Annotated in this window: 1 protein-coding gene; it reads left to right on the top strand. The window is 36.6% G+C overall.

Features of this window, described 5'->3' with window-relative positions; all coding sequences use genetic code 11:
- The first annotated feature begins 90 nt into the window (after positions 1-90).
- A protein-coding gene (locus JCM13188_RS17155; RefSeq protein ID WP_279402065.1) for an IS3 family transposase occupies positions 91-1,253 on the top strand; the annotation gives its coding sequence in 2 pieces (ribosomal slippage) (positions 91-370 and positions 370-1,253; 1,164 coding nt in all).
- Positions 1,254-1,288 lie beyond the last annotated feature (35 nt).

Here is a 1,288-nt window from a genome sequence, read left to right as displayed (position 1 = left end):
AAATAGAGTGACCCAATAATATGAGACAGGAAAAAACACCCCCTATGTCGTATGTAAAAGTATTCGACAATTTAGGAGGTGTTTTTCTTTATGGGTAAAAATCGATTTTATCCTGAAGAGGTAAAACAAGAAGTGATTCGTCTGAAGTTATCTGGTGAGTGGACTAATCGTGAGATTATGAAAAGGTTTGGAATAAAAAGTAAAAGTCAAATCAAAACCTGGATGAGGTGGTACCGTAATGGTGAAAATCACAGACTGGCTCAACCGATTGGAAAACAATATACCTTCGGCAAAGGTCCAGATGATGATAGTGAACTAGCGCAATTAAAAAGAAAGGTCACTTATTATGAAATGCGGGACGAGCTAATGGGAAAGTACCAAGAAATCGAAAGGAAGTGGTACCAGACATTTTTGTAGAAGTTGTAGAAGTTTTTAAAGACCGGTTTACGGCGAAAGAAATATGTGAGTGCTTTGAAATACCTCGTTCGACATATTATCGATGGAAAAGAAGTGTGAATCAAAAAATTCCAGAGTTTCATCAACTCGTCATTAATATCTGTAAACAACTTTCACATCGAGTGGGGCACCGAAAAGTTAGAGAAATTTTATGGAAAGATCATCAGATTAAGAAGAACCGAAAGACGGTTCAAAAAGTGATGCAAAAATATGAAATCCAGTGTCGCGTAAAAGTAAAGCGACAAAAATATATTGCAGGAGAAAGTAAAATTATAGTTTCTAACTTATTAAAACAAGATTTTAAAGCTGAGAAACCGAATCAAAAATGGGTAACAGATATAACATACTTACCTTATGGACCAAAGATGTTGTATTTATCAACTATTATGGATTTGTATAATAACGAAGTTATTGCTTACAAGATTAGTGACTCGCAACATGTGGATTTTGTTTTGGAGACGCTACGTGAAGCTTGTAACGGAAGAGAGACTCATGAAGTCAAATTACACAGTGATCAGGGAGCACAATATACATCCTATGCCTTTCAGGCATTGGCAAAAGAAAACGGCATTACCACAAGCATGTCCCGCAAAGGCAATTGCTTTGATAATGCCGTCATCGAATCCTTCCATTCCTCGCTAAAGTCGGAAGAATTCGCCGCTCAATTTAGAGCGACCCTTACAACTACTATTGTAATAGAAAAAGTAGTAAATTACATGTATTATTACAATTATATACGACCATTTTCGAAATTAAATTGCCACAGCCCTGTAGAATACAGGACCGTGGCAGCATAGGTGTTTTTTCTTGTCTCATTTCCCTGGGTCAGTTC

Source organism: Piscibacillus salipiscarius JCM 13188, from assembly GCF_001311865.1.
GTDB classification, from domain to species: domain Bacteria; phylum Bacillota; class Bacilli; order Bacillales; family Alkalibacillaceae; genus Piscibacillus; species Piscibacillus salipiscarius.
This window is presented reverse-complemented; position numbering and strand designations above follow the sequence as displayed.